At 70.0% G+C, this 26,931-nt stretch carries 23 protein-coding genes; 18 read left to right on the top strand and 5 right to left on the bottom strand.

The features are described 5' to 3' along the window. Nucleotides 1-122: 122 nt before the first annotated feature. The 8 genes from ACWD2L_RS39945 (at nucleotide 123) to ACWD2L_RS39910 (ending at nucleotide 7,371) form a co-directional block, all read left to right on the top strand. Complete coding sequence (locus ACWD2L_RS39945; protein WP_351346053.1) at nucleotides 123-767, top strand: HAD family hydrolase; 645 nt, start codon at nucleotides 123-125, stop codon at nucleotides 765-767. Nucleotides 768-849: 82 nt separating this feature from the next. Further along, on the top strand, nucleotides 850-2,103 hold the full coding sequence (locus ACWD2L_RS39940) for an MFS transporter (protein ID WP_451193677.1): 1,254 nt from the start codon (nucleotides 850-852) through the stop codon (nucleotides 2,101-2,103). Continuing rightward, nucleotides 2,054-3,229 (top strand): acetoin utilization protein AcuC, encoded by a 1,176-nt coding sequence (locus ACWD2L_RS39935; protein WP_351346048.1) that lies wholly within the window; start codon nucleotides 2,054-2,056, stop codon nucleotides 3,227-3,229. The genes ACWD2L_RS39940 and ACWD2L_RS39935 overlap by 50 nt, the downstream gene beginning before the upstream one ends. Nucleotides 3,230-3,650: 421 nt before the next feature. Beyond that, the gene (locus ACWD2L_RS39930; RefSeq protein ID WP_351345990.1) at nucleotides 3,651-4,466 is read left to right on the top strand and encodes a phosphatase; all 816 of its coding nucleotides are present in this window, start codon (nucleotides 3,651-3,653) and stop codon (nucleotides 4,464-4,466) included. 129 nt (nucleotides 4,467-4,595) lie between these two features. After that, the gene (locus tag ACWD2L_RS39925; protein WP_351345987.1) at nucleotides 4,596-4,805 is read left to right on the top strand and encodes a helix-turn-helix domain-containing protein; all 210 of its coding nucleotides are present in this window, start codon (nucleotides 4,596-4,598) and stop codon (nucleotides 4,803-4,805) included. 150 nt (nucleotides 4,806-4,955) lie between these two features. After that, entirely contained in the window at nucleotides 4,956-5,054 is a 99-nt protein-coding gene (locus ACWD2L_RS39920) for a 30S ribosomal protein bS22 (protein WP_003948845.1), read from the top strand. A gap of 176 nt (nucleotides 5,055-5,230) precedes the next feature. Next, a complete protein-coding gene (locus ACWD2L_RS39915; RefSeq protein WP_351345984.1) occupies nucleotides 5,231-6,307 on the top strand; it encodes an NAD-dependent epimerase/dehydratase family protein in 1,077 nt (358 codons plus the stop codon). 14 nt (nucleotides 6,308-6,321) lie between these two features. Then, nucleotides 6,322-7,371, top strand: coding sequence for a lysophospholipid acyltransferase family protein (locus ACWD2L_RS39910; protein ID WP_351345981.1), 1,050 nt, complete (start codon nucleotides 6,322-6,324; stop codon nucleotides 7,369-7,371). Nucleotides 7,372-7,585: 214 nt separating this feature from the next. Here the strand turns inward: ACWD2L_RS39910 and ACWD2L_RS39905 are convergent, their stop codons facing one another. The 3 genes from ACWD2L_RS39905 to ACWD2L_RS39895 form a co-directional block, all read right to left on the bottom strand. After that, complete coding sequence (locus ACWD2L_RS39905) at nucleotides 7,586-8,812, bottom strand: DUF5667 domain-containing protein (RefSeq protein WP_351341162.1); 1,227 nt, start codon at nucleotides 8,810-8,812, stop codon at nucleotides 7,586-7,588. 262 nt (nucleotides 8,813-9,074) lie between these two features. Further along, entirely contained in the window at nucleotides 9,075-9,899 is an 825-nt protein-coding gene (locus ACWD2L_RS39900) for an ECF subfamily RNA polymerase sigma factor, BldN family (RefSeq protein WP_351341164.1), read from the bottom strand. Nucleotides 9,900-10,202: 303 nt separating this feature from the next. Next, nucleotides 10,203-11,141, bottom strand: coding sequence for an HAD family hydrolase (locus ACWD2L_RS39895; protein WP_351341219.1), 939 nt, complete (start codon nucleotides 11,139-11,141; stop codon nucleotides 10,203-10,205). Nucleotides 11,142-11,298: 157 nt separating this feature from the next. On the opposite strand from ACWD2L_RS39895, the gene ACWD2L_RS39890 reads away from it, so the two are divergent. The 6 genes from ACWD2L_RS39890 to hemB all read left to right on the top strand — a co-directional run bounded on the left by ACWD2L_RS39890 (nucleotide 11,299) and on the right by hemB (nucleotide 18,166). Next, nucleotides 11,299-11,586 (top strand): glutaredoxin family protein, encoded by a 288-nt coding sequence (locus ACWD2L_RS39890; RefSeq protein ID WP_451193672.1) that lies wholly within the window; start codon nucleotides 11,299-11,301, stop codon nucleotides 11,584-11,586. Nucleotides 11,587-11,927: 341 nt separating this feature from the next. After that, a complete protein-coding gene (locus ACWD2L_RS39885) occupies nucleotides 11,928-12,728 on the top strand; it encodes a redox-sensing transcriptional repressor Rex (protein WP_351341168.1) in 801 nt (266 codons plus the stop codon). Further along, nucleotides 12,725-14,362, top strand: coding sequence for a glutamyl-tRNA reductase (locus tag ACWD2L_RS39880; RefSeq protein ID WP_351341170.1), 1,638 nt, complete (start codon nucleotides 12,725-12,727; stop codon nucleotides 14,360-14,362). The genes ACWD2L_RS39885 and ACWD2L_RS39880 overlap by 4 nt, the downstream gene beginning before the upstream one ends. Then, nucleotides 14,359-15,321, top strand: a complete 963-nt coding sequence (hemC, locus tag ACWD2L_RS39875; RefSeq protein WP_351341172.1) for a hydroxymethylbilane synthase — start codon at nucleotides 14,359-14,361, stop codon at nucleotides 15,319-15,321. Before ACWD2L_RS39880 ends, hemC begins: the two co-directional genes overlap by 4 nt. Then, nucleotides 15,318-16,997, top strand: a complete 1,680-nt coding sequence (locus tag ACWD2L_RS39870) for a bifunctional uroporphyrinogen-III C-methyltransferase/uroporphyrinogen-III synthase (protein ID WP_351341174.1) — start codon at nucleotides 15,318-15,320, stop codon at nucleotides 16,995-16,997. Before hemC ends, ACWD2L_RS39870 begins: the two co-directional genes overlap by 4 nt. Before the next feature lie 176 nt (nucleotides 16,998-17,173). Then, nucleotides 17,174-18,166 (top strand): porphobilinogen synthase, encoded by a 993-nt coding sequence (hemB, locus tag ACWD2L_RS39865; protein ID WP_351341177.1) that lies wholly within the window; start codon nucleotides 17,174-17,176, stop codon nucleotides 18,164-18,166. A 136-nt stretch (nucleotides 18,167-18,302) separates the two neighbouring features. Here hemB and ACWD2L_RS39860 read toward each other — a convergent pair whose 3' ends face one another. Together ACWD2L_RS39860 and ACWD2L_RS39855 are read right to left on the bottom strand one after the other, a co-directional pair. After that, nucleotides 18,303-18,479 carry a hypothetical protein gene (locus ACWD2L_RS39860; protein WP_351341179.1) on the bottom strand — a complete coding sequence of 59 codons (177 nt, stop codon included), beginning with the start codon at nucleotides 18,477-18,479 and terminating at the stop codon, nucleotides 18,303-18,305. A gap of 210 nt (nucleotides 18,480-18,689) precedes the next feature. Beyond that, nucleotides 18,690-21,671 carry an AfsR/SARP family transcriptional regulator gene (locus ACWD2L_RS39855; protein ID WP_351341181.1) on the bottom strand — a complete coding sequence of 994 codons (2,982 nt, stop codon included), beginning with the start codon at nucleotides 21,669-21,671 and terminating at the stop codon, nucleotides 18,690-18,692. A 227-nt stretch (nucleotides 21,672-21,898) separates the two neighbouring features. On the opposite strand from ACWD2L_RS39855, the gene ACWD2L_RS39850 reads away from it, so the two are divergent. The 4 genes from ACWD2L_RS39850 to ACWD2L_RS39835 all read left to right on the top strand — a co-directional run bounded on the left by ACWD2L_RS39850 (nucleotide 21,899) and on the right by ACWD2L_RS39835 (nucleotide 26,786). Next, nucleotides 21,899-23,167 carry an amidohydrolase family protein gene (locus ACWD2L_RS39850; protein ID WP_351341183.1) on the top strand — a complete coding sequence of 423 codons (1,269 nt, stop codon included), beginning with the start codon at nucleotides 21,899-21,901 and terminating at the stop codon, nucleotides 23,165-23,167. A 630-nt stretch (nucleotides 23,168-23,797) separates the two neighbouring features. Beyond that, nucleotides 23,798-24,733, top strand: a complete 936-nt coding sequence (locus ACWD2L_RS39845; RefSeq protein ID WP_351341186.1) for an LLM class F420-dependent oxidoreductase — start codon at nucleotides 23,798-23,800, stop codon at nucleotides 24,731-24,733. A gap of 24 nt (nucleotides 24,734-24,757) precedes the next feature. Continuing rightward, entirely contained in the window at nucleotides 24,758-25,546 is a 789-nt protein-coding gene (locus tag ACWD2L_RS39840; protein WP_351341188.1) for an SDR family NAD(P)-dependent oxidoreductase, read from the top strand. A gap of 121 nt (nucleotides 25,547-25,667) precedes the next feature. Then, entirely contained in the window at nucleotides 25,668-26,786 is a 1,119-nt protein-coding gene (locus ACWD2L_RS39835; RefSeq protein WP_351341190.1) for an LLM class flavin-dependent oxidoreductase, read from the top strand. Nucleotides 26,787-26,931 lie beyond the last annotated feature (145 nt).

Below are 26,931 nucleotides of genomic sequence, written 5' to 3'. Positions count from 1 at the left end.
GCCGATGGTACTGCAGGGGGGACCCTGTGGGAGAGTAGGACGCCGCCGAACTAATTTTAAAAGGAAAGCCCGGACCGGGATACGGTCCGGGCTTTTCTGCGTTTAGGGTCGAAGACATGGGCATGCGCTATGACCTCGTCATCTTCGACAACGACGGTGTACTCGTCGACAGTGAGCCGATCTCCAACACGCTCCTGGCCGGCTATCTCACCGAGCTCGGGCACCCGACCTCGTACGAGGAATCCCTGCGGGACTACATGGGGGCCGCCATGCACCGCGTGCACGATGTGGTGCTCGAGCGGACCGGGCAGCGATTGCCCGAGGACTTCGACGACACGTTTCATACGCGGGTGTTCGCGGCGTTCGAGCGGGAGCTGGAGCCCGTCGACGGGGTAGTCGAGGTGCTGGAGAAGCTGGCCGCCGACGAGGTGCCGTACTGCGTCGCGTCCTCCGGGAGTCATGAGCGGATCCGTGTCGGGCACCGGAAGACCGGGCTCGACAAGTGGTTCGGGGACGAGCGGATCTTCAGCTCGCAGGATGTGGGGCGGGGGAAGCCGGCGCCCGACCTGTTTCTGTACGCCGCCGAGCGGATGGGGGTCCGGCCCGAGAAGTGCCTGGTCGTCGAGGACAGCCCGCTCGGTGTGCAGGCCGCCGTCTCGGCCGGGATGGATGTGTACGGGTTCACCGCGATGACGCCCGCCGAGCGGCTCGACCAGGCCGATGAACTCTTCGACGACATGCGGGAGTTGCCCCGGCTGCTCGGTTGAGGTATCGCCCGAGGTCACGGTCGGCCCATGGTTTTGTGATCCATCTACCCACGGGTAAGGCGGCGGCCTACGCTGTGCCGCCATGACCGATGGCACAGCCGGGGCGACCGGTACGGCGAGCGGGCGGATGCGGTGGGGGCGCCGGACGCTGGGGTTGAGCTTCTTCGCGCAGGGCGCCGCCTTTGCGCTGCTCGTGACCCGGATCCCCGCGATTCAGGACCAGTACGGGATATCCGACGCACTGCTGCCCGTGTTCCTGGCCGCGGTGCCGGTGCTGGCCGGGGTCGGGAGCGTGGGCACCGAGCAGTTGGTGAAGAGGGTGCGGCCCAGCCGGGTGCTGCGGTGGGCGCAGCCCGTCGTCCTGCTGGCGCTGCTCGGGGTCGCGGCCGGGGACTCGGTGGCCCAAGTGGCCGTCGCGCTCGCCGTGTTCGGGCTGGCGGTGGGGGCGCTGGACGCCTCGATGAACATGCTCGGTGTCAGCCTGCAGCGGGCGTACGGGCGCAGCATCATGCTCGGCTTCCACGCCGCGTACAGTCTCGGCGGGATCGTCGGGGCGTCGCTCGCGTGGGTCGGGGCGCACTGGGATCTGACGCTGTTCGTGTTGTATCTGCCGGTGGTGTGCGTGCTGTTGCCGCTCTGCCTCGTGGCGAGCCGGTGGTACGTGGACGGGCGGCCGGTCGGTGGGGAGGAGGCCGCGCGGGAGCAGGCGCAGGGCAGCGGGGTCGTCTTCAAGGTGTTGTTGCCGCTGTGCCTGGTGATGTCGTTCGCGTACATCGGGGACTCGACGGTCTCCAACTGGAGCGCGAAGTACCTCCAGGACGTGTTGGGGAGTTCGGAGCAGCTGTCCACGGTTCCGTACAACGTCTACATGGTGATGACGCTGGTGGGGCGGGCCGTCGGGGACGTGGGGGTGCGGCGGTTCGGGGCGGTGGCCGTGGTGCGGGTGGGGTCCGTTGTGGCCGCGGGTGGGTTCGGTGTGGTGGCTGTGGCGCCGGGGGCCTGGGTGGGGATGCTCGGATTCACGCTGCTGGGGCTCGGGTTGTGCGTGATCGTGCCGCAGACCTTCGCCGCGGCGGGACGGCTGTTCCCGAACGCTTCGGATGCGGCGGTGGCGCGGCTCAATATCTTCAACTACGTGGGTTTTCTGATCGGTTCGCCGCTTGTGGGGGCTTTGGGGGACGCGTGGAGTTACCGCGGGGCGATGCTCGTGCCCATGGTGTTGGTGCTGTTGACGCTGGTGTACGCCCCATCGTTCCGGGAGCGGGGGGACCGATACGGTGGCGGGCATGAGCGGCCGCGCGCAATTGATGTGGGACCCGGCGGTAGCGGGGTATGACTTCGGGCCCGGACACCCGATGGATCCGGTCAGGCTTGATCTGACCCGGAGACTGGTGGACGCGTTCGGTCTTGACCGGGACATGGATGTCGTCGCGGCGAAGGCGGCCGGGGATTCGACGTTGCGGCTCGTGCACCGTGAGGACTACGTGGAGGCGGTCAAGGCTGCGTCGCTCGATCCGGACGCCGCTGATCCGGCTTATGGGCTGGGGACGGTGGATGATCCGTCCTTCGCCGGGATGCACGAGGTGTCCGCGCTGATCGCCGGGCAGTCGGTGGGGGCCGCGGAGAGCGTGTGGCGGGGGGACGCGCTGCACGCGGTGAATTTCTCGGGTGGCCTGCACCATGCGATGCCGGGGGCGGCGTCCGGGTTCTGCGTGTACAACGACGCGGCGCTGGCGATCGCTCGACTCCTTGAGTTGGGCGCGGAGCGGGTCGTGTACGTGGATGTGGACGTGCACCACGGGGACGGCGTGCAGGCCGCGTTCTGGGAGGACCCGCGGGTCCTGACGATCTCGCTGCACGAGCATCCCCGTACGTTGTTTCCGCAGACCGGGTGGCCCGAGGAGACGGGGGCCGACGGGGCCGCGGAGGGGACGGCGGTGAATGTGGCGCTGCCGGCGGGGACCGGGGACGCCGGGTGGCTGCGGGCGCTGCATGCGGTGGTGCCGGAGTTGTTGGCGGAGTTCCGGCCGCAGGTGCTTGTGACGCAGCACGGGGCCGATACGCACTTCGAGGATCCGCTGGCGCATCTGGCCGTGTCTTTGGACGCGCAGCGGGCCGTGCAGGTCGCCTGTCACGCGTGGGCGCACGAGTACGCCGGTGGGCGGTGGGTGGCGCTCGGTGGGGGCGGGTACGCGGTGGTGGACGTCGTGCCGAGGTCGTGGACGCACTTGGTCGGGATCGCGGCGGGGCGGGAGGTCGCGCCCGAGTCGGTGATTCCCGATGGGTGGCGGCAGGAAGTGTTCGCGCGTACGCGGCAGTTGGCTCCGCGGCGGATGACGGATGGGCGGTGGCCCGTGTCGTATCGGGAGTGGGAGGCGGGGTACGACCCCGCGGACCGGCTCGACCAGGCGGTTCTGGCCACCCGTAAGGCGTCGTATCCGCTGCGGGGGCTACTGCCGTGACCCACTCAAGCCCCTGCGGCGCTTGAGCAGCGGCATTCAAGCCCCGCCGGCGATTGAGGCGCGGGCCATTCAAGCCCCTGCGGCGATTGAGCAGCGGGGTCCGGGGCGGAGCCCCGGGGCGGTCGCCGGGTAGCCGTGGCTGGGCTTGGGGCTCTGCCCCATACCCCGCGCCTCAATCGCCGGCGGGGCTTGAAAGGCGCCTCAATCGCCGCAGGGGCTTGAAAGGCCTGCTCAATCGCCGCAGGGGCTTGAAAGGCCTGCTCAATCGCCGCAGGGGCTTGAAAGGCCTGCTCAATCGCCGCAGGGGCTTGAATGCCGCTCCTCAATCGCCGGAGGGGCTTAGAACGCGGGGTTACTCCGACCGTGGGGTGTTTGGGGAAAGCGGGGGTTTGGGTGGGGGCAATGCAGCAACATCGCAAGGGTGTTGAGCGTCGGCGCCCTGCGTGCGCACCTGTTGGCGGCTCGGCTTGCCGGGCCCGTGGCGACCTCCCGTGAGGAGAGCCTGCGGAGCTACCGCCTGTTCGAGGCGCGGGATCCGCGCGTGATGCTCGGGCTCGATCCCGAGTGGGCGTGGGGTCACCGGGACTTGCTCGCGCTGATGGCGGACAAGTGCGGGGTGTCCGGGGACCCGGGACACCGCACGGGCCACGATGTCATCGATCCGGAACGGACTCTGGCCGCGCTCGACGCGTTTGCGGAGCGGGTCGGCCGGGCCGCCGAGAGCCGTTCCCCAGTGCTGTTCGGGACGGGACATCCGCACCGACTGCTCGGTTTCTACGCCGCGTTGGCGGACGCCCTGTCGGCGGTGGGGTGCCCTGTCCTCACCCCCGCGCAGGGTCGGAGTATCGACATAACGACCCGATTCGGCCTACGCACGTACAACCTCGACTACGACCAGGGAGTCGCGTTGATGCGGGAACCGGGCGCGTACCCGGCGCGAAGTGAGACCGGCGCGCACACCCACTCGCCACTCCCGGTTCGGCTGGTGCTCGGTGCGCTCTCGGAGGCCGGCGAGCCGCTGCCCGAGTTGGTCATCGGGGACCACGGATGGGTCTGCGGTGCAGGTCAGTTGGGGTTCGACGCCATCGGTCTGGCCGATACGGACGATCCCGCCCTGTTCGTCGGTGAGGCTGAGGGGCAGGTGTCCGTCGTCGTTCCACTTGATGACGCTGTGCGGTCTGATTACTACCGACCGCTTACTCGCTATGTACTCAATCGAGCGTGTCTGTCACAGTAGGCGGCCGATCGCTGCTCCTCTTCCCCACTCGCATCACCCGCCTCTACATTGGGGAGTGAGCACGCAACGACGTTGAGTCACCGGAAGGGGAAGCCGGTGGCCGTCGAGTGCGGAAGGTTCAGGTGTGTCATGGCTGCTGAGCAGAGGCCTCTATCCGAGGTGGCGTTCCTGACCGTGGCGGAGGTCGCCGCGGTGATGCGAGTGTCGAAGATGACCGTGTACCGCTTGGTGCACAGTGGTCATCTGCCCGCGATCCGGGTGGGGAGGTCATTCCGAGTCCCGGAGAACGCGGTTCATGAGTACCTCCGCGACTCCTACGTGGGGGTGGGCGCCGGCTGATCCACAGGGTCCTGAGGACCTCGATTTCTGCTCGGCACTCGGAGCGGGGTAGGCTTGCCCCCCGTAGGTCGTGTGGGCCCCAATGCAGCCCCGCACCGAGTGATTGTCTCCGCCTTGCGGGGGTTGTCCGAGAAGTGAGCGAGGGTAGTCGTGGGCTCTGTCATTAAGAAGCGGCGTAAGCGGATGGCTAAGAAGAAGCACCGCAAGCTGCTGAAGCGCACCCGCGTGCAGCGTCGTAACAAGAAGTAAGCGACAGCTGCTGTACAGCGCGCCTTGTGGCCCTTCCACCATCCGGTGGGAGGGCCACATTGCGTCTGGGGGGGTGTGGCTGTCGTCACTTCCTGCATCGAGCAGACATCACAGCGCAACATCGAACCGATAACGTGACCCGCAGGCGGGTCTGGGACGGAAGGTAGGCGCTGATCTTGGGCAAGGTCGTGCTCGTGACGGGGGTGGCCCGACAGCTGGGCGGCCGGTTCGTACGCAGGATCCAGCGGGACCCCGAGGTGGACCGGGTCATCGGCGTGGACGCGGTGCCGCCGGCCCACCATCTGGGCGGCGCCGACTTCCTGCAGGCCGACATCCGGCAGCCGACGATCGCGCGGCTGCTCGCCGAGTACGGCGTGGACACGGTCGTGCACATGGACGTGACGGGAACCCCGCTGGCCAGCGGTGGCCGCGGCGCGGTCAAGGAGACCAACGTCATCGGCACGATGCAGCTGCTCGGCGCGTGCCAGAAGGCGCCGAACGTGAAGCGCCTGGTGGTGAAGTCCAGCACCAATGTGTACGGGTCGGCTCCCCGCGATCCCGCCGTCTTCACCGAGACGACGCCGCCGAAGTCGCTGCCGAGCGGGGGCTTCGCCAAGGACACCGTCGAGGTCGAGGGGTATGTGCGCGGGTTCGCCCGGCGCCGTCCTGATGTCGCGGTGTGCGTGCTGCGCTTCGCCAACATCCTTGGTCCCACGGCGGATTCGCCGCTCGCCGAGTACTTCTCGCTGCCGGTCCTGCCGACCGTGTTCGGCTACGACCCGCGGTTGCAGTTCGTGCACGAGGACGACGTGATCGAGGTGCTGCGGATCGCCTCGCACGATCCGGCCCGGGGGACGTTGAACAGCGGCACGTTCAATATCGCCGGTGACGGTGTGCTGCTGCTGTCGCAGTGCTCGCGGCGGCTCGGCCGGCCGACGGTTCCGGTGTTCCTTCCCGCGGTGACCTGGGTGGGCGGCGCGCTGCGTACGCTGGGCGCGACGGACTTCTCGCCCGAGCAGATCCGGCTGCTCACGCACGGACGGATGGTGTCGACGGACCAGATGCGCGACACACTGGGCTTTGCACCCAAGTACACGACCGCGGAGGCCTTCGCGGAGTTCGTACGCGGCCGGGGCCCGGGACTGCTGCCGCCGCAGGCCCTCGCGGGGGCCGTTGACCGCATCGCCGCGCTGCCCTTCCTGGGCGGTGCCCGCACGGTCCCCGGCCACCCCCCGACGCAGAGCGCCAACTGAGGAGCGCATCAACGATGGCGGACGCCAAGGTCATTCCGTTCGACGACGACAGGTCGCGAGGGGCGGCGGCGAAGGGTGCCGCGCGCCGCGGCCGGGGCCCCGGGGGCGGCGCCCGACGCAAGGGCGAACCCGTGGCCGTACGGGAGGTGCGGCCGTTGCAGCAGCCACCGTCCGAGCCGGCGGCCGAAGCGGCGCCGCGGGAGTCGGCCGGGCCGCCGCAGGGTGGCGGCTGGGAGCGGAAGCTCGCGGGTGGGCTCGCGTTTGTGCGGCGGCGGATCACCGGGGAGTACGACGTCGACGAGTTCGGCTACGACGAGGAGCTCACCGACCAGGTCCTGATGTCGCTGCTCCGGCCGATCGCGGAGAAGTACTTCCGGGTCGAGGTGAAGGGCATTGAGAACATCCCCTCCGACGGCGGTGCCCTGATCGTCTCCAACCACTCCGGGACGCTGCCGTTGGACGGCCTGATGATGCAGGTCGCCGTGCACGACAACCATCCGGAGAACAGGCACCTGCGGCTGCTCGCGGCCGACCTGGTGTTCATGCTGCCGGTGGTCAACGAACTGGCGCGCAAGGCCGGGCACACGCTGGCCTGCGCGGAGGACGCGCAGCGGCTGCTCGAAAGCGGTGAGCTGGTCGGCGTCATGCCGGAGGGGTTCAAGGGCGTCGGCAAGCCGTTCAGCGAGCGGTACAAGTTGCAGCGCTTCGGGCGGGGCGGCTTCGTGTCCACCGCGCTGCGCGCCGGCACGCCGATCGTGCCGTGCTCGATCGTCGGCGCGGAGGAGATCTACCCGATGGTCGGCAACGCGAAGACGCTCGCGCGGCTTCTCGGGTTTCCGTACTTCCCGATCACGCCCACGTTCCCGTGGCTGGGGCCGCTCGGGGCGGTGCCGTTGCCGACGAAGTGGACGATCCAGTTCGGTGAGCCGATCCCGACGGACGGCTATCCGCCGGAGGCGGCGGAGGATCCGATGCTGATGTTCAACCTGACGGACCAGGTCCGCGAACAAATCCAGCACACGCTCTACAAGTTGCTGGTGCAGCGGCGGTCGGTGTTTTTCTGAGGAGTGTTGGGCCAGGGCCGACTTCTGTTCGGTGCGGCGGGCGCCGTGTCGGCGGACGGAGTCCGGCGCAGCTGTCCGAAGCCTGCGGAGCAGTGCGAGGGCAGCAGAGAGAGGGGCCAAGTTGCTGGTACAGCGGCGGTCGGTGTTTTTCTGAGGGATCACGAGGAGGGGGGCGGGGACCGGTCCGGTCCCCGCCCCCCCCTCCTCGTAGGTCCTACTTCGCGTCCTCGCCGTCGACGCCCAGGCCCGGCAGCAGGCCCGGGAGCAGCGGGGGCACCGTCACGTCCGGCTTCGGGGTACCCGAGCCCGTGTCGGAGCCCGGGCTGTCGTCCGAGGGGCTCGGGCTCGTCCGGTCCTTCGGCGGGTCGAGGAGGCCGCCCGTGTTCTCGCCGAGCAGGCCCTCCTCGTCCTTGCCGGAGTCGGACGTGGACGGCTTCGGCTTCGCCGACGTCTTGTCGTCCTTGGAGGCGGAGCCGGACGGGGTGGAGCTGCCGGTGTCCGGCGTCCCCGGCGACGTACCGTCCCGACCGGTGCCCGGGCGCGTCGAGCCGCCCTTCTCGTCCGGGGTCCGCGGCAGCAGGGAGCGCAGCGGGCCGACTTCCTCGTCTATGGCGTCGAAGACCGAACTGACCTGGTCCCGCACGTCACCGAGCTGGACCGGCAGACGGTCGCTCAGGGCCGTCCAGCTCTGCCTGTGCGCGTCGGAGAAGGTGGAGAGGGCCTGGATCGGGCCGAGGGCGCCGTCGCGCTTGTACGCGTCACTGAGCAGCCGGTGGCCCTCGGAGGCGTCGTACTGCACCCCGGAGAGCGCGCGCCTGACCTCGCCCACGGACTCGTGGTCGAGCTGTCCCGACCGGCCGCGCTCCATGAGCCGCCGCGCCTCGCTCAGCCGTGTCGACGCCTGGTCGAGGTAGGCCTGCCCCTTGTCGGAGTCGCTGTGCGCCATGCCGAGCTTGAGGTCCTCCATGCCGCGCTTGAGGCCGTAGAGGTGGTCGCCCGGCAGCGCGCCGGACGAGGCCGCGGCCACGCCGGTGAACGCGCCGGCGGCCACACCGACCGTGAGCCCGCCTGCCGCGATGCCCTTGGTCAGGCGGGAGCGGGGCCGCAGCTTCCGCAGTGGACTCGCCCTGTGGGCGCCCTTGCCCTGGCGCTGTTTCGGTACGGAGGTGGCCGCGCCGCCCTCCTGGACCATGGCCTCCATGGCGGCGACGAGCTGCGCCCGCTGCACCACTTTGACCTCGGGATCGAACTCCGGCTTCGGCAGCTCGCCGAGAGCCGCGGCCAGGGACAGCAGTCCGCCCTCCTGGGCCGTCGCCGCATCGCTGCGCCGGGCGGCCGGTTCTTCTTCCGGTCGCTGCGCCGCCGGGCCCTGGTCGGACTGGTCCTCCAGGGCCTGGGCGAAGGCGTTCGCCCGCCGGTGTGCCGATACGTTCGCGATCACTGGCGGCACCTCCTCTCAATCATGACGGTCGACTCCCCAGGGGGTCCTGGGGTTGCACCCCCGGTCACGGATACACACCAACGAGTGAGTGGATCCTGGTCGGGAGTGACCACAGGGAGCCTGCATCCCGCACAACGAGCGGCTCGGTACTTGGGTTACGCGCGAAAGATGATCCGAGCGCGATCCCATCTCTCTTTCACCGTAGGTGAGTTGGGGACTGCGGGCAGTAACGGCCCCAGGGATGAAGAAACGGCGCCCGGGTTCAGCGGGCGTCGTCCGGGAGAAGTCGCGCCAGGGTGCGTACGGCCCGGTACTGGAGGGTCTTGATCGCGCCCTCGTTCTTGCCCATCGCGCGAGCGGTCTCGGCGACGGACAGGCCCTGCAGGAAGCGCAGCGTGACGCACTCCTGCTGCTGTGGGTTGAGGCGGCGCACCGCGTCGAGCAGAGCCGCGTTGGAGAGGGACTCCAGGACGGAGTCCTCGGGGGAACGCTCCACCTCGTTCGCATCGAGCATTTCGCCGGTGGTCACTTCCAGGCGGAAGCGGCTCGACTTGAAGTGGTCCGCGACCAGGTTGCGCGCGATCGTGACCAGCCAGGCGCCGAAGTCGCGGCCCTGCCAGGTGAACGTGCCGATGCGGCGCAGCGCGCGCAGGAAGGTCTCACTGGTGAGGTCCTCCGCTGTCGCCTTCCCGCCGACGCGGTAATAGATGTAGCGGTAGACAGTGTCGCTGTACTGGTCGTAGAGCCGGCCGAACGCGTCGGCCTCGCCCCCCTGGGCGCGCTCGACCAGGTCCATCATGCGGGCACTGTCGCTGTCGGCCGCGGGACGGCGGGCCGTAGGTGTGGCCGACCTGGCGGCGGTCCCCGAGGCGCGGGCGGACCCGGAACGGGCCCGCCGGCCTACGGAGGCCGCGGTCGAATCGGCCATGGCGAAACATGGCGAGGCAGGGGCGGGCACGGGCGAGGCAGCCGCAGCGGCGAGGGCGGGGACGGCGTACGCGGTGGGGACGAAACCGCGCAAGCGGTCCACGACCGTCGCGTGCAGCGTTGCCAGGCCCGAGGCGTCAACCCCGACGTGTGGGTACACGGGACTCCCAGAGGCAGAGCTTCCATCACGTGCAGTGCGGGACCGTTCACCCGTCGTACTGACGCGTGGGTACCGGTTTGCGTCTGAGGAGAATAACGCTTCGTGCAGGGAGCGCTACACCCAGTTGCTCAAATCACCGGTTACGTCACTTCTGTAGTCGCTCGGCGACGATTCAAGTACCAGAGAGTGACCACTTGTTGATCGATTACGTTCAAATTCCGGCTCTGGTGGTGACGTGTTGTGGCCGAGTGGTACTTGCGTGACTGACGGGAGCCGGTCACGGGTAAGACGTTCGGAATGTCGTCAGCGACGGCGGCGGTGCAGCGCGATCGCCGCCGCCGTGCCGCCCGCGACCGCGCCGACGCCGGCCGCGGCGGGGAGTCCGACCTTCGCGGCCTTGCGGCCCGTGCGGTAGTCCCGCAGCCGCCAGTCACGCTCGCGCGCGTACTTGCGCAGCTTCGTGTCCGGGTTGATCGCGTACGGGTGCCCGACGAGCGAGAGCATCGGGATGTCGTTGTGCGAGTCGCTGTACGCGGCGCAGCGGCCCAGCTCCAGGCCCTCGCCGGAGGCGAGCGCGCGGACCGCCTCGGCCTTCGCGGGGCCGTGCAGGGGCTCGCCGACGAGCCGGCCGGTGTAGACGCCGCCGATGGACTCGGCGACCGTGCCGAGTGCGCCGGTCAGGCCGAGGCGGCGGGCGATGACCGTGGCGATCTCCACGGGCGCGGCGGTGACCAGCCAGACCTTCTGCCCGGCGTCCAGGTGGGCCTGGGCGAGGGCGCGGGTGCCGGGCCAGATGCGGTCGGCCAGGTACTCGTCGTAGATCTCCTCGCCGATGGTCATCAGCTCGGCGACGCGGTGGCCCTTCACGATGGACAGGGCGCTGTCGCGGGCGTCCTGCATGTGCTCGGGGTCCTCGACGCCCGCCAGCCTGAACCAGGCCTGCTGCCAGGCGAATCGCGTCAGCTCGCGGCGCTCGAAGAACTTTCGCTTGTAGAGGCCGCGGCCGAAGTGGAAGATCGCCGCGCCCTGCATCACGGTGTTGTCCAGGTCGAAGAAGGCGGCGGCCTTGTCGTCGCCCGCGACCGGGAACTCCGGTTCCTGGGGCCCCTCGTCGAGCTGCGGCGCCTGGTCCTCCAGCTCCTGGGAGGACTTGCGGGCGGCCTCGGCCGAAGCCTCGCCTGCCAGCACGCTCCGCGCGGTGGCGGAGCGCCTACGGGGGGTGAGCCATCCGAATCCAATCAGCGGCACGGAGTGCCTCCTACCGGGGTGGCGGTCGGGTGACGGGCGGGACATGTCGTGAGCATAGCGATGGTGTTCGGGGGTTCCGGAGTCGAGCGGGTTTCGGGAGCCTGTCCGTACGTGAATTCTCGGCGACGGGAGGGCCCCGCGTGGGGCGAGAATGGCCGGTATGAGTCCCATTTTTCGTACGCGCGAGAAGAAGGATCCGAGTGAGCGGACCGTCACGCTGATCGGGAAGCCCGGCTGTCATCTGTGCGACGACGCACAGTCGGTGATCGAGAAGGTGTGCGCCGAGGTCGGAGCGGCCTGGGAGAAGAAGGACATCACCGAGGACGAGGAGTTGTACCGCAAGTACTGGGAGCAGATCCCGGTCGTTCTCGTCGACGGTGCGCAGCACGACTTCTGGCGTGTTCAGGAGGATCGGTTGCGGCGCGCGCTCACGCGGTGACGGACCGCTTACGCGGAGCGGGAGCGGTCGACCGGGTCACTGACCGACCAGTCCAAGTGGTCCCAAAAGTCGCTTAGGATCGAGGGCGGTTTTGGTCTCGGGGGCGTGAATCTTGGCAACGTTGAGGAGAGTGTGCCGTTTTGGCCCCCACTGGTGAGCAACGAGGCCACCCGCGCGCCGGTTCCAGAGATGCGCGCGGGGCGTGCGTGAGCCCGGTCACGTTGGCCGGGCAAATCGGACACCATCTTTGTGCACGCGTTCACAAAGACATAGCCTGCATTCGACGGGGCGGTCGAGTAGCAGGGTGCCGCCCACAGCCCCGCTCTACCCGCAGGAGCACCGTGGCAACTGGCCGAACTCACCGACCGGCGACCCGCAGCCGAGGGATTCCCGAGGCCACCGTCGCCAGGCTTCCGCTGTACCTCCGAGCCCTCACCGCACTGTCGGAGCGCTCGGTGCCAACGGTCTCCTCCGAGGAGCTCGCGGCCGCCGCGGGGGTCAACTCCGCGAAGCTGCGCAAGGACTTCTCGTACCTCGGTTCGTACGGGACTCGTGGCGTGGGCTACGACGTCGAGTACCTCGTCTACCAGATCTCACGCGAGCTGGGCCTCACGCAGGACTGGCCGATCGTGATGGTCGGTATCGGCAACCTCGGTGCGGCGCTTGCCAATTACGGTGGTTTCGCCTCGCGCGGCTTCCGCGTCGCGGCGCTGCTCGACGCCGACCCGGCGATGACCGGCAAGTCCGTCGCGGGCATGGCCGTGCAGCACGCCGACGACCTCGAGAAGATCATCGACGAGAACGGTGTCTCCATCGGCGTCATCGCGACCCCGGCGGGCGCCGCGCAGCAGGTCTGCGACCGGCTCGTCGCCGCCGGTGTCACCTCCATTCTGAACTTCGCGCCGACGGTGCTCTCCGTTCCCGACGGCGTCGACGTGCGCAAGGTCGATCTCTCCATCGAGCTGCAGATCCTCGCCTTCCACGAGCAACGCAAGGCCGGCGAGGCGCCCGACGACGGCGCCGCCGAGGGCGCTGTGGGCGTCGAGGGCCCCGCCGCCAAGGTCACCAAGCCCGCCGCCGCGAAGCACAACGACGACCGCAAGGGACCCGACGGGGACGTGCCCGCCGTGATGCCGGCATGAGCCTCCTCGTGGTGGGTCTGAGCCACCGCAGCGCCCCCGTGAGCGTCCTGGAGCGCGCCGCGTTGAACGCGGACACCCAGGCCAAGCTGTTGCAGGACACGCTCGCCGCCGAACCGGTCGCCGAGGCCGCGGTGCTCGCCACCTGCAACCGCATCGAGCTGTACGCGGACGTGGACAAGTTCCACGCCGGTGTCGCCGAGCTGTCGACGCTGCTCGCTCAGCACAGCGGTGTCGGCCTCGAGGAGCTCACTCCGCATCTTTATGTGCACTACGAGGACCGGGCGGTGCACCACCTGTTCTCGGTGGCGTGCGGGCTCGACTCGATGGTGGTCGGCGAGGGCCAGATCCTCGGCCAGATCAAGGACACGCTCGCGCGTGCCCAGGAGCTGCACTCCGTGGGCAAGCTCCTCAACGACCTTTTCCAGCAGGCCCTGCGGGTGGGCAAGCGCGCCCACTCGGAGACCGGGATCGACGGCGCCGGGCAGTCGCTCGTCACCTTCGGCCTGGAGCAGCTCGCCGCCGGACAGCCGGTGGACGTCTGGGCGCGGGGCAGGCGCGCGCTCGTCATCGGCGCCGGTTCGATGTCCTCGCTCGCCGCGGCCACGCTCGCGCGGGCCGGGGTCGCCGAAGTCGTCGTCGCCAACCGGACGGTGGAGCGCGCCGACCGGCTCGTAGAGATCTTGGGAGAGGCGGGGACGACCGCCCGTGCCGTCGCGATGGACGCCGTCGCGGACGAACTGACACGTGCCGACGTCGCCATCTCCTGCACCGGCGCGACCGGGCTCGTGCTCACCGCCGACGCGGTACGTTCCGCCGTCGCGGGCCGCACGCCGACCGCGGGCAGCGAGGTGCCGGGCGCACCGGCCGCGGCCCCGGGCCGGTCCGCCGCGGACGGCGGCTCCGTCGAGACGGTGCGCGGTGGCTTCTCCGTCGAGGGCGAGGCCGCGGTCGCCGGATTCGACGCCGCCGCCCTCGAGCAGCACGGCGCCTGGGTCGACAACGCCCCGGGCGAGCAGGTCCGCCCCGTCGAGGCCTCGGAGGCCGAGACCATCGCCGCGCTCGCCGTCGCGGGACGGGTGCCGGAGATGCGCCGCGAGCGCACCCCCGGGCCCGTACGACAGACGGCGCTGGCCCTCCTCGACCTGGCGATGCCGCGCGATGTCGACGCGGCCGCGCACCGGATCGACGGGGTCCGCCTCGTCGACATCGAATCGCTCGCCGACGCCTCCGCGGACGCCCCGATGGCCGCCGACGTCGACCTGGTGCGGTCCATCGTGGCCGACGAGGTCGCCGCGTTCGGCGCCGCGCAGCGGGCCGCGCACATCACGCCGACCGTCGTCGCGCTGCGCACGATGGCCGCGGACGTGGTGGCGAGCGAGATCGCGCGGCTCGACGGCAGGCTCCCGGGCCTCGACGAGAAGCAGCGCGCGGAGATCACCCAGACCGTGCGGCGCGTGGTGGACAAGCTGCTGCACGCGCCGACCGTACGGGTCAAGCAGCTTGCCGCCGAGCCCGGCGGCGCCGGGTACGCGGACGCCCTGCGGACCCTGTTCGACCTGGACCAGGAGACGGTCGCCGCCGTTTCCCGGGCCACCCCCCACGAAGCAGAAGGCAAGAATCGAGGCCCGGCATGACCGCCGAGAAAGCCCTGAGGCTGGGCACCAGGCGCAGCAAGCTGGCCATGGCCCAGTCCGGGCATGTGGCCGAAGCCGTACGTCAGTTGACCGGCCGCGAGGTCGAGTTGGTGGAGATCACCACGTACGGCGACACCTCCCGCGAGCACCTCGCGCAGATCGGCGGCACCGGAGTCTTCGTCACCGCGCTGCGCGACGCGCTCGCCCGGGGCGAGGTGGACTTCGCGGTGCACTCCCTCAAGGATCTGCCGACCGCGCAGCCCGAGGAGCTGGCCCTCGCCGCCGTACCGGTGCGCGAGGACCCGCGGGACGTGCTGATCGCGCGCGACGGACTGAAGTTCACGGATCTTCCCGCGGGTGCCCGCGTGGGTACCGGTTCGCCGCGCCGCATGGCGCAGCTGAACGGGTACGCGCGCAGCCACGGCATACGGATCGAGACCGTGCCGATCCGTGGGAACATCGACACCCGGATCGGTTTCGTCGAGAAGGGCGAGCTGGACGCGGTGGTCCTCGCGGCCGCGGGTCTCAGCCGCACCGGTCGCAGTGAGGAAGTCACCGAGTTCCTCCCGACCGACATGATTCTGCCCGCCCCCGGCCAGGGGGCACTGGCTGTCGAGTGTGCCGCTGGAAACAGCGAACTCGTGGCCACGCTCGCCGAGATGGACGACCCGTTCACACGGGCCGCCGTGACCGCCGAGCGATCCCTGCTCGCCGCCCTGGAGGCCGGATGCAGCGCACCCGTGGGTGCACTGGCCGACCTTCTGGTCGACGGGCAGATTGTCAAAGAAATGCGCCTGCGCGGCGTCGTCGGCTCGACCGACGGCTCCGAGCTGGTGCAGCTGTCCACCACCGGTCCCGTGCCCTCGTCCACCGACGAGGCGCTGGCACTCGGGCGGGAACTCGCCGCCGAGATGCTGGCCAAGGGTGCGGCCGGTCTGATGGGGGAGCGAGCACGATGAGCCCCACCACCGCTGTATCGACCGCCTGCGCACCTGGGCACGTCACCTTCCTGGGTGCGGGTCCCGGAGATCCGGGACTGCTCACCCTCAGGGCCGTGGAGGCCCTGTCCCGAGCGGATGTGCTGATCGCCGAGCCCGAAGTGCTCGACGTCGTGCGGACGCATGCCAAGGCCGGCGTGACCGTCCTCGACGCCACGGGCGCCCCGGAGCGTGCGGCGACCACTGACGGCCCGTCAACTGCCGTTGTGGTCCCGGCTCTGCGGGACTGGGCCAATCTTGTCATGGAGGCCGCGAGGGGCGGCAAGCGGGTCGTGCGTGCGGTCGCCGGGGACCCCGGCCTCGACACGTGCGCGGCCGAGGAGATGCTCGCCTGCGCGGGCGCCGACATCACCTTCGAGGTCGTGCCGGGCATCGCGACGGCCGTGGGCGTGCCCGCGTACGCCGGTGTGCCGCTCCGTGACCAGCAGGGTGCCGACGTCCGCTTCGTCGACGCCCGCACCGCCTCCGAGCGCTGCTGGACCGAGGTCGGCGCGTCCGACGGCACGGTCGTCGTGTCGACGACGCTCGACGCGGTGGGCTCCGCCGCCGGTGAGCTGGTCGCGGCCGGCCGCAAGCCGGACACCCCGCTGTCCGTCACGGTCGCCGGTACGACGACGCGGCAGAAGACCTGGACGGCGACGCTCGGCACGATCGCGCAGACCCTGAAGCAGGCCAAGGTGCTGCCGTCGCCCGAGGGCAACCGGCCCGTCATAGCCGTGGTCGGTGAGCGCAGTGCCGCCGCCCAGCGCGACCAGCTGTCCTGGTTCGAGTCGAAGCCGCTGTTCGGCTGGCGCGTGCTCGTCCCCAGGACGAAGGAGCAGGCGGCCTCGCTCTCCGACCAGCTTCGTTCCTACGGCGCCGTGCCGCACGAGGTGCCGACCATCGCGGTCGAGCCGCCGCGCACGCCGCAGCAGATGGAGCGCGCGGTGAAGGGGCTCGTCACCGGTCGTTACGAGTGGATCGCCTTTACGTCCGTGAACGCCGTGAAGGCCGTTCGCGAGAAGTTCGAGGAGTACGGGCTCGATGCCCGCGCCTTCGCCGGGATCAAGGTCGCGGCAGTGGGCGACCAGACGGCGCAGGCTCTCATCGCCTTCGGCGTGAAGCCGGACCTGGTGCCGAGCGGCGAGCAGTCGGCCGCGGGTCTCCTGGAGGACTGGCCGCCGTACGACCCGGTCTTCGACCCGATCGACCGCGTCTTCCTGCCGCGCGCCGACATCGCGACCGAGACCCTCGTCGCCGGGCTCATCGAGCTGGGTTGGGAGGTCGACGACGTCACGGCGTACCGGACGGTGCGCGCGTCGCCGCCGCCGGCGGAGACGCGTGAGGCGATCAAGGGCGGCGGCTTCGACGCGGTGCTCTTCACCTCGTCGTCGACGGTGCGGAACCTGGTCGGCATCGCGGGTAAGCCGCACAACGTGACGGTGATCGCGTGTATTGGTCCGGCGACGGCGAAGACGGCCGAGGAGCACGGGCTGCGGGTCGATGTGATGGCTCCGGAGCCGTCGGTGTTGAAGTTGGCGGCGGCGCTTGCGGACTTTGGTGCGAAGAGGCGGGCCGCCGCGATCGAGGCCGGGGACCCGGTCACTCGGCCGAGCGAGCGGCGGCCGGGGTCGCGGCGGCGGCGCGCGGCTCCGTAGCGGACGAATGTCCTGCGGGACGGGCCTCCTCAATCGCCGGAGGGGCTGGAATTTGTTCTGCCGGACGGGCCTGCTCAATCGCCGCAGGGGCTATAAGTAGCCCCGGCTAAATCGCCGCAGGGGCTATAAATGGCCCCTGCGGCAGTGGTGTTGCATGTAGTACGAGGAGAATTGCAGTGACTCGGTACGGTTCTTTTCCTGGTTCGAGGCCGCGGCGGCTGCGGACGAATTCCACCATGCGGCGCATGGTCGCCGAGACGCGGTTGCATCCGGCCGACCTGATCCTCCCCGCGTTCGTGCGCGAGGGGATCGACGCCCCGGTGGAGATCGGTTCCATGCCGGGCGTGTACCAGCACACCCGTGACTCGCTGAAGAAGGCCGCGGCCGAGGCCGCCGCGGCGGGCGTCTCCGGGATCATGCTGTTCGGCGTGCCGCTGGACGAGAAGAAGGACGGCCGGGGCACGGTCGGCACGGACCCCGACGGCATCCTCCAGGTCGCGCTGCGCGACGTGCGTGCCGAGGTCGGCGACGACCTGATGGTCATGTCGGACCTGTGCCTGGACGAGTTCACGGACCACGGCCACTGCGGCGTCCTCGACGAGCAGGGCCGGATCGACAACGACGCGACGCTCGAGCGGTACGCGGAGATGGCGCAGGTCCAGGCGGACGCGGGCGCCCACATCGTCGGCCCCAGCGGCATGATGGACGGTCAGATCGGCGTCGTGCGCGACGCGTTGGACCAGATCGGCCGCGAGGACGTCGCCGTGCTCGCCTACTCGGTGAAGTACTCCTCCGCCTTCTACGGCCCGTTCCGCGAGGCCGTCGGATCCTCGCTCCAGGGCGACCGCAAGACGTACCAGCAGGACTCGGCCAACGTCCGGGACTCCCTGCGGGAGTTGGCGCTCGACCTCGAAGAGGGCGCCGACATGGTGATGGTGAAGCCGGCCGGTCCCTACCTCGACATCCTGGCCCGGGTTGCCGAGGAGTCCGACGTGCCGGTGGCGGCGTACCAGATCAGCGGCGAGTACGCGATGATCGAGGCGGCGGCGCAGCGCGGCTGGATCGACCGGGACCCGGCGATCATGGAGTCGCTGCTCGGCATCAAGCGGGCCGGCGCGAGCATGATCCTCACGTACTGGGCCACGGAAGTGGCGCGCAAGCTGGACTGATGTTTCCGGCGCGTCGTGGTTGCGGGGCTCTGCCCCGGACCCCGCGCCTCAAACGCCGGCGGGGCTTGATCACACACCTCGGCCGCGGCGGTTCCCCCTCCGCTCCGCCGCGGCCGATCCCCGTCGGGAAAGTGGTCTAGCTCGGCTCGGACGTCACGTGGGTGTTGTCCGGCTTGACCTCGCCGCCGTCCGCGTCGACAGCGGCCGGCTTGCTGGTCACGTGAGTGTTGAGCGGCTGGATCTCCTCGCCGTCCTCGCCACCCGTGACGTGGGTGTTGTTCGGCTCGACGACCGGGTCTTGTTCTGTGCTCATCGTGGTGCCTCCCCTGTGAACGTGCTGGACTGGACTGGGACGGAGCCAACCGGCCGCTCCCCCGTGGGCGGCCGGTTGGCCCTTCCGGTGGTCCGTCTGCCCCCCGACGCGACGGCCCGGCAACATGGAGACTGCACCCTCGCGATAAACGAACGATGAACGTCCCGGGGGACCGCCCCGAAGGGACGTCGCGGCCGAGATCGTCACTCGCTACGACGCCGTGGCGGGCGTCAGGAGCGACCGTACGTCAGCGGCCTCCGGTGAGCCCAACTCCTCGTAGATCGTCAGGGCTTCGCGCCAGCAGACCTCGGCGCGGCCCGGTTGGCCTATGCCGTCGAGGGCCTTGCCCAGCACGGTGAGGACATTGCCGCGGCGCCATGCACCGCCGATGTCGCGCAACATCGTCAGCGCCGTCTCGGCGTTGCTCGCGGCGCGCGCAGGCCGGCGGGCCTTCAGGTCCACCTCGGCCAGCCGGCACAGGGTCATGCCCTCCCAGAGCCGCTGACGGCTGTTGCGGAAGATGGCGAGCGCCTGGTCCAACTGCTCGGTGGCGTCCGTGTGTTGGCCGGTGCTGCCCAGCGCGAGCCCCAGTGCGTAGCGGCCGTTCGCGACCCGGAGGGAGTGGCCGAGGCGCTCGTATATCTCGGTGCCCTGGCGGGCGAGGGTGACCGCGGAGTCAGCTCGTCCCGTGGCCAGGTGGATCCGGGACAGGTTGCAGAGCGGGCTGGCCGAGCCGGACAGGTCCTCGCATGCCCGGAACTCGTCGATGGCCCGGTTGAAGTGGACCTCGGCGTCCTGGTGGCGGCTCTGGTAGAAGGCGATGTTCCCGAGGATGTTGGCCGACCAGCAGCGGGCCGGCGGGTCGTCGTGGGTCTCGGCGAGGCGCAGCGCGCGGCGCGCCTCCTGTTCGGACCGCTCGAAGGCCCCCGAGAAGAGCCGTGCGTTGCTCAGGACCACGCAGGCCCTGCCTTCGCCGCGGACGTCGGACATCTCCTGGGCGGCCCCGTGCAACAGCGCGGCGGTCGCCTCGTACTCCTTCGAGTTCGCTCCGGACTCGGCGAGGTCGACCGCGGCCCACAGGAGGTCGATTCCCCTGAGCAGCGCTCCCTTGCCGGTCGCCTGCCGGGCACAGGAAAGCAGCGGAACGGCTTCGGAGTAGAGCCAGTCCCGGGCCGCCTGCCGGTCCTCGAAGGAGAGGCCGGGGTGGGCGGTCGGCGTGAGGTGATCCACCAGCCGGTCTCCGGGCCGCTCGATCGCGTAGACGCCCGCCGCCGTCGCCAGGTAGAAGTCCAGCAGGCGTGACATCGCCTCGTCCCGCTCCTCCCCGGTCTCGTCCCGCTCCGCGCACGCACGCGCGTAGAGCCGGACCAGATCGTGGTAGCGGTAGCGGCCCGGAGCGGCGGATTCGAGGAGGGACGTGTCGACGAGGGACTCCAGGACGTCCTCCGTCGACTCGATGCCGAGGTCGAGGACCGCGGAGGCCGCCGCCAGGGAGATGTCGGGGCCGTCCGCGAGGCCGAGGAGGCGGAAGGCGCGGGACTGGGCGGGTTCCAGCTGGCCGTAGCCGAGTTCGAAGGTGGCCTTGACCGCCAGGTCGCCGGCCTGGAGTTCGTCGAGGCGGCGGCGCTCGTCCGCGAGCTTCGCGGCGAGGACCGAGACCGTCCACGTGCGGCGGGCCGCGAGGCGGGAGGCCGCGATACGGATCGCCAGGGGGAGGAAGCCGCAGGCCGCGACGGTGTCGAGGGCCGCCTTCCGCTCGGACGTCACCCGTTCCTCACCGACGATGCGGGTGAACAGGAGCAGCGCCTCGTCGGGCGACATGACGTCCAGGTCCACCAGGTGCGCGCCGACCAGGTCGACCATCCGCACCCGCCCCGTGATCAGCGCGGCGCACCCCGCTGTCCCCGGCAGCAGCGGCCTGACCTGCGCCGCGTCCCGCGCGTTGTCGAGGAGGACCAGGGTCCTGCGGCCGTCGAGGGTCGAGCGGAACAGGGCCGAGCGCTCGTCCAGGGCCTCGGGTACCGCCGAGTCCGAGACGCCGAGGGCGCGCAGGAAGGAGCCGAGGACCGTCTCGGGCTCGGCGGGGTGCGGGCTGGTGCCCTGGAGGTCCACGTAGAGCTGGCCGTCGGGGAAGGCGGCGCGCGCCGCGTGTGCCACGTGCACGGCGAGGGTGGTCTTGCCGACGCCGCCGATGCCCGCCACCGCCGAGACCGCCATCACCGAGCCGGTGCCCGATTCGGAGGACGCGGCGGCGAGCGTTTCGCTCAGTTCGGTCACGAAGGACGCGCGGCCCGTGAAGTCCGGGACCGTGGCCGGGAGTTGGGCCGGGTGTTGTGGTGTCTGCGAGGGCTCGGGCGGCCGGACAGAGGGTTCCGACAGGGCCGGGTCCGCCTGGAGGATGCGCTGCTGGAGCTCCGAGAGGCCGGGGCGCGGGTCCACGCCGAGCTCGTCGGCGAGGAGGCGGCGGGTGTCCGCGTAGACGGCGAGGGCCTCCGCCTGCCGGCCCGAGCGGTAGAGCGCGAGCATCAGCAGTTCGCGCAGGCGCTCGCGGAGCGGGTGGTCGGCGGTCAGGGCGGTGAGCGCCGAGACCGCCTCGGCGTGGCAGCCCTGCTCCAGGTCCATGTCGAGGCGGGCCTCCAGGAGTTGGAGTCGCCATTCCTCAAGGCGGGCCCGCTCCGTCTCGGCGTGCGGTCCGGGTACGTGGGCCAGCGGCTCGCCGTCCCAGAGGTCGAGCGCCTCGTTCATCAGCGTCCGCGCCCGGCACAGGTCGGCGGAGTGCCGGGCCCGCTCGGCCTGCGCCGCGAGGTCCTCGGCGGCCACCAGGTCGAGGGCGTCGGGCCGCGCCATGCGCAGCGCGTAGCCGCCCGCCTCGGTCTCCAGGACGCCGGGGCCGAGGATCTTGCGCAGCCGCGAGGCGTACGTGCGGATCGCGGCCAGCGCCTGCGACGGGGGCTCCTCGCCCCATACGGAGTCGATGAGTTCGGCCGCCGTCGCCGTGCGGCCCTGGCGCAGGAGGAGGGCGGCGAGGAGGGCGCGCTGCTGCGGGGAGCCGGTGGCGAGGGGCTCCGCGCCGCGCCAGGACCGGACCGGGCCGAGCACGCTGAAGCGCAGGTCGGCGCCGACGGCCGCGTCCGAGGGGTCCTCGGGCGCGGCGGCGCGCCGCTGCTCCGGAACCCGCGGTCCACCGACCATCTTCACTGCTCCTGCCGCCATGTCCGCATACGTCATTCTGTCGCGCCGTCCAACCGGCGCGCCGGTGTCGCGCGCACATCAAAGACAACTGCCGTCAGTTTGCCTTGTTCCTGGCGGATACGTCAGCCATGGAAGGCACCCATCACAGAGACCTCACGCGTGAACCATCGGGAACCACTGCGCCCGCACTAGCTGACGGGTCGTCAGATCGGCGCTACCGTGGGCCCATGGAGACCACGGAGACAGAAAGCACCCGAAACGCCCAAACTCCCCTGGAATCGGTCGACTTCCCGCAGATCATCTCCGTCGACGACCACACCGTGGAGCCGCCCAACGTCTGGTCCGACCGGCTGCCGAAGAAGTTCCGCGACACCGGGCCCCGGATCGTCCGGGCCCCTCTGAAGGAAATGACCTTCCTCGGGGGGAAGTTCGCGCCCGTCATGGGGAACCCCGGCGACGAAGGACCCATCGGCGACTGGTGGGTCTACGAGGACCTGCACCGGCCGCTGACCCGGCTCGACACCGCGGTGGGCTACGACAGGGACGAGATCAAGCTGGAAGTCATCACGTACGAGCAGATGCGGCCGGGGTCGTTCGACGTGCCCGCCCGGCTCGCCGACATGGACGTCAACCACGTCCAGTCCGCCCTCTGCTTCCCCACGTTCCCGCGCTTTTGTGGGCAGACGTTCACGGAGGCCAAGGACCGGGAGCTCGGGCTGCTCGGCGTCCGGGCGTACAACGACTGGATGGTGGAGGAGTGGTGCGGCCCCGAGGCGCAGGGGCGGCTCATACCGCTGACCCTCGTACCGCTGTGGGACCCGGAGTTGGCGGCGGCGGAGGTGCGGCGCAATGCCGCGCGCGGGGTGCGGGCGGTCGCGTTCTCGGAGATTCCGCCGCATCTCGGGCTTCCGTCCATCCACACGGACGACTGGGACCCGTTCCTCGCGGCGTGCGCCGAGACCGGGACGGTCATCGCGATGCACATCGGGTCCAGCAGCAAGATGCCGTCGACGTCACCGGACGCGCCGCCGGCCGTCGGGTCGACCATCACCTTCGCCAACTGCTGTTTCTCGATGGTCGACTGGCTGATGAGCGGCAAGTTCGAGCGCTTCCCGAACCTGAAGATCATGTACGCGGAGGGGCAGATCGGCTGGATCCCGTACATCCTCGAGCGGGCGGATGTGGTCTGGGAGGAGAACCGGGGCTGGGGCGGCGTCGCCGACAAGGTGCGCAAGCCGCCGTCCGAGTACTTCGCCGACCACGTCTTCGGCTGCTTCTTCGACGACGCGTTCGGGCTGAAGAATCTCGATTCCATCGGGGTCGGGAATGTGTTGTACGAGACGGACTACCCGCACTCCGATTCGACCTGGCCCAAGTCGAAGGAGGTCGGTGAGGCGCAGATGGGGCATCTGGCGGGGGATGTGGTGGATCGGCTGGTGCGGGGCAATGCGATTGAGTTGTTGGGGTTGGGGGCGGATGGGTGCTGGAGGCCCTGATCGGGCGGCCGGGTGCCGGGGTTGCGGTCACGGGGCCCTGCCCCGGGCCCCGTGGGCTCTCGTCCGAAGTGCGGGCTTGAGGTGGGGCGGGGCTTGAAAGGCCGGGGCTCTGCCCCGGGCCCCGCGCCTCAATCGTCGGCGGGGCTTGAGGTTGGGCTCCGCCCCGGGTCCCGCGGGCTCTCGTCCGAAGGGTGCGGCTTGAAAGGCCGGGGCTCTGCCCCGGGCCCCGCGCCTCAATCGTCGGCGGGGCCTGAAGTGGGGCTCCGACCCGAGCCCCGCGGGCTGCGGGGCTTGAAAGGCCTGCTCAATCGCCGCAGGGGCTTGAGGGTGGCTCGGTTCTGGGCCTGAAGTGTTGGCGGGGCTTGGAGGTTTGCCAAGTCGCCGCAGGGGTTCATGGGTCGGCCCCGCAGTCTCGATGGCTCCAGCCCCGGCGCCGGTGGGGAAAATTCAGCCTCGCCGGCGTTTGAGGCGCGGGGTCCGGGGCGGAGCCCCGAGGCGTGGGGGCGGGGGCCCCGCAGCAGCCCGAGACCGGGCAGTGCCACCCCTTGCCTGACGGAGCGTCAGACGTGAGGATGTTGCGCGTCAGCCAGATGTGACGGCCCGTCAGGAAATCTACCGGCAGGGGTGCTCATGGCTTTGCTCGCCTACGGAATGCAACTCCCGGTCCAATCCCAGAGCACCGTCTACGCCGAACCCTGGGAGGCGGGCGCCGGTGTGGAGGATCTCGCCGAGATCGCCCGCACCGCCGACCGGGGCGGCTTCGACTATGTGGCCTGCTGCGACCACGTCGCCATCCCGCGGCGCCTCGCCGACGCCATGTCGACGACCTGGTACGACCCCGTCGCCACGCTCGCGTACCTCGCCGGCATCACCGAGCGCGTACGGCTGCTGAGTCATGTCGCGATCGTCGGGCTCCGGCACCCCCTCGCCGCCGCCAAGCAGTACGCGACCCTCGACCACCTCAGTGGCGGGCGGCTCGTCCTGGGCGTCGGGGCCGGGCACGTACAGGAGGAGTTCGAGGCGCTCGGCGTCGATTTCGCGAAGCGCGGCGCTGTGCTCGACGAGAGTGTGGACGCGTTGAAGGCGGCGCTGGGGCAGGATGAATTCCCTGTTCATAAAGGGGAGTTGTACTCCTTTGAAGGGCTCGGGCAGCGGCCCAGGCCCGCCCAGCGGCGCGTACCCATCTGGGTCGGCGGCTCCTCCGCCCCCGCCGTGCGCCGCGCCGCGCTCAAGGGCGACGGCTGGCTGCCGCAGGGTGACCCGAGGGGCCGGCTTCCGGCGCAGATCGAGAAGCTGCGGCGGCTGCGCGCCGAGGCCGGGGTCGAGGCGCCGCTGACCGTGGGCGCCATCACCGAGCCGTTGTACGTGGGTGCGCCGGCCTGGGACGTCGGGCGGCGCACCCTGACGGGCGGCGGCGAGGCGATCGCCGAGTCGCTGCGGGCGTACGCCGCGATGGGCGTGCAGCAGATCCAGATCCGGTTCCGCAGCCGGTCGCGCGAAGAACTCACCGATCAGATGGCGGCCTTCGCCGTCGAAGCAGCTCCGCACCTGAACGACCTCAACTGACCGACTAGGCAAGGGGTTTGACGCATGGGCAAGCTCGATGGGCGTGTCGTCCTCATCACCGGTGCGGCGCGCGGACAGGGAGAGCAGGAGGCGCGGCTCTTCGCGTCGGAGGGCGCGAAGATCGTCGTCGCCGACGTGCTCGACGATCAGGGCGAGGCCGTCGCCAAGGACCTCGGCAACGGCAACGCGATCTACGTCCACCTGGACGTGAGCAAGGAGGAGGACTGGGTCGCCGCCGTCGGCTCCGCGAAGGCTGCCTTCGGGAAGATCGACGGGCTCGTCAACAACGCGGGGATTCTGCGGTTCAACGAGCTGGTCTCGACGCCTTTGGATGAGTTTCAGCAGGTCATCCAGGTCAACCAGGTGGGGGCGTTCCTCGGGATCAAGACCGTCGCGCCAGAGATCGGCGCCGCCGGCGGCGGGTCCATTGTCAACACTTCCTCGTACACGGGCGTGACGGGCATGGCGTACGTCGGCGCGTACACCGCCACCAAGCACGCCATCGTGGGGCTCACGCGGGTCGCCGCGCTCGAGCTGGCCGCGCAGAAGATCCGGGTCAACGCCGTCTGCCCCGGCGCCATCGACACCGCCATGAGCAACCCGTCCCAGCTCGACCCGGAGGCGAACTCCGAGGAGGGGGCCCAGGCGGTCGACGAGCTGTACCGCAAACTCGTGCCGCTCGGCCGCGTCGGGAAGCCGGAGGAGGTCGCGCGGCTCGCGCTCTTCCTCAGCGCGGAGGAGGACTCGGCGTACATCACCGGGCAGCCGTTCGTCGTGGACGGGGGGTGGCTCGCGGGGGTCAGTGTGTTGTGATCCCCGGCCTGTCGACTGCACCTGACGGTGCGTCAGGTATTGACGGTCGGCGAACGCAGTGGAACAGTCGTTTCATCCAATCTGACGATGCGTCAGAAACTGACGAGGACGGTGAACCTCCTTGGAATTCGGGCTCTTTGTACAGGGATACCTGGGCAAGAAGGCGCTGACGGATCCGACCGCCGAGCACCGCGCGCTCATGAACGAGACCGAGTACGTCATCCAGGCGGACAAGTCCGGCTTCAAGTACGCCTGGGCGTCCGAGCACCACTTCCTGGAGGAGTACTCGCACCTTTCCGCGAACGACGTCTTCCTCGGGTATCTCGCGCATGCGACCGACCGGATTCATCTGGGGTCCGGGATCTTCAACCCGCTGGCGCCGGTCAACCACCCGGTGAAGGTTGCCGAGAAGGTCGCCATGCTCGACCACCTGAGTGAGGGGCGGTTCGAGTTCGGCAGTGGGCGAGGCGCGGGATCGCACGAGATTCTTGGGTTCATGCCGGGGGTCACCGACATGAACTACACCAAGGAGATCTGGGAAGAGACCATCCGCGAGTTCCCGAAGATGTGGCTCCAGGACGAGTACGTCGGGTTCAAGGGCAAGCACTGGGAGCTGCCGCCCCGCAAGATCCTGCCCAAGCCGTACGGGAAGTCGCACCCCGGCATGTGGTACGCGGCCGGGTCCCCGCCGTCGTATGCGATGGCGGCGAAGAAGGGGCTGGGGGTGCTGGGGTTCTCCGTGCAGAAGGTCTCCGACATGGAGTGGGTGCTTGAGCAGTACAAGACCGCGATTCAGGACCCGGATCCTGTCGGGGACTTCGTGAACGACAACGTCATGGTGACGTCGACCGCGATTTGTGCGGAGACGCACGAGAAGGCGGTGCAGATCGCCGTCAGCGGTGGGCTCAACTACCTGCAGTCGCTGCTGTTCCGGTACCACGACACGTTTCCGCGGCCGGAGGGGATTCCGGAGTGGCCGGAGCTGCTTCCGGACTACTCGGAGGAGATCATCGAGCTGCTCATCGCCGAGGAGTTGATGATCTGTGGGGATCCGGATGAGGTGTTGCAGCAGTGCAAGAGGTGGGAGCAGGCGGGGGCGGATCAGTTGTCGTTCGGGTTGCCCATCGGGATTTCGCATGAGGACACGCTGAATTCGATCAAGTTGATCGGGGAGCATGTGATTCCGAAGATCGATACGGATCCGGTGCATCGGACGACCAGGTTCCGGTCGGCCGCGTAGTCCTCTCGGACCGGCCCCGGTTTCCCCTCCCGGACGGAGACCGGGGTCCTTGGCCGTGCCGGGGTTGCGGTCGCGGGGCTCTGCCCCGGGCCCCGCGCCTCAATCGCCGGCGGGGCTTGAAAGATCGGGGCTCTGCCCCGGGCCC

Source organism: Streptomyces sp. NPDC002754 (assembly GCF_053592315.1).
Note: the sequence above shows the minus strand (reverse complement) of the source record. Positions and strands in the feature narration are given on the sequence as shown.